At 59.8% G+C, this 1,317-nt stretch carries 2 protein-coding genes; one reads left to right on the top strand and one right to left on the bottom strand.

What is annotated here, in order from left to right; all coding sequences use genetic code 11:
• Positions 1-215 precede the first annotated feature (215 nt).
• Positions 216-596 (top strand): IS66-like element accessory protein TnpA, encoded by a 381-nt coding sequence (gene tnpA, locus FS320_RS43490; protein ID WP_152718665.1) that lies wholly within the window; start codon positions 216-218, stop codon positions 594-596.
• A 329-nt stretch (positions 597-925) separates the two neighbouring features.
• Here tnpA and FS320_RS47430 read toward each other — a convergent pair.
• Positions 926-1,317: hypothetical protein (locus FS320_RS47430; protein WP_210252265.1), on the bottom strand; the 392-nt coding region annotated here is incomplete at its 5' end.

The raw sequence follows: 1,317 nt of genomic DNA on the forward strand, positions 1-1,317 counted from the left end.
GAGAGAAAAGAGAAAACCCGGCCCATGAGACACCTGTCGCAGACGATGAGGTGCTCGATAAGGAATCACGACGGGTGTCGGTCAGGCAAGCGCGGCCGATCAGCCCAAAAATGTGGGTAATTGAAAGCCGCTCAAGGCCGCCTTACGAAGCGAGCCATGCTGTGTGAGTTGACGTCGTTAACGACGTCGTTGTTGACGTCGGCAAGGCGTGAACAATGCGGCAAGAAGTTCTGACAGGGGTGGAGCGCCGGCGACGGTGGTCGCGCGAGGACAAGCTCAGGATCCTGAGCGAAGTGAGTGTGAAGGGTGCGAGTGTTGCCGAGGTCGCCCGGCGCCATGATGTCACCCGGCAGCACCTCTACGAGTGGCGGCGGGAGCTGCGTCGCAAGCACCTGGCTGTGACGGGCCATCCGGCCCTGGTGCCGGTAGAGGTCCCCGATCATCCTGGTGCAGCGACGGCAATTCCTGCAGTTGGCCGCAACATCGATGACCAGCGCATCGAGATCGTCCTCTGCAACGGCCGCATCGTCAGGGCGAGCACCGGACTGTCCGATGCGGTGCTGATGCGTCTGATCCGCCTGGCGGAGGCAGCATGATCGGACCGGGGACAGCGTACGGGTCTATCTCGCCTGCGGGGTCACCGACATGCGCAATTATGTGGAGTGCCGGATTATGCGGAGTCCGCAGCAATCGAGGCAACTTCGTCATTTGTTTCCAAAAGATTAGAGCGATCGTCCCGCTTTCTTGCCCAGCACAATTGTTGTCGGCTCTCCAGGTTCGTTTGTCCTCGAGAGGAGACCACGTGTCACAGTCGAAGGAAGTTCTGCCGGAATGCGCGCAACTGATGAACCCAGGTGCCTTGCGGCCGTTTGTGGAGGCATTCACGAGCCAATTGCTGAGCCTGGGGCACACTCGCCTGACTGTGTCAGGCTACGACGCCTCGGCTCGTCACTTCGGACAATGACTGCAGAGCAAGAAGATTGCCGTCGCTGAGATTGACGACAGTGTCGTTCGCCATTTTGCTCGGCACCGATGCCGTTGCCCCGGCATCCGGCAAGCTGCTCGACTGTCTGTCAAATACGTAAACCGTGCTCGCCGGTTCGTTGGCTTCTTGGCGGAATGCGGGGCGGTGACACTGTCGGAACGGTATCGTCTTGGGAGCGCTGCCGGCGGGCTCCACTCTGATTGCCGTACGCATCCGAGGTGGGCCGCCTTGTAGGAATTGTCGGATTTGGCACTGACTGTCCTTATTGACGTCAAAAAGGACAGTGCGGCTATGGATCGAGTTGAGATTGTCGATACGGGTCGGCGTCGTCG

This window comes from Microvirga tunisiensis (assembly GCF_009296175.1).
Lineage (GTDB): Bacteria > Pseudomonadota > Alphaproteobacteria > Rhizobiales > Beijerinckiaceae > Microvirga > Microvirga tunisiensis.

Coding starts and splice junctions, on each gene's coding strand:
- tnpA (WP_152718665.1), top strand. CDS start 216: ATGCGGCAAGAAGTTCTGACAGGGGTGGAGCGCCGGCGACGGTGGTCG.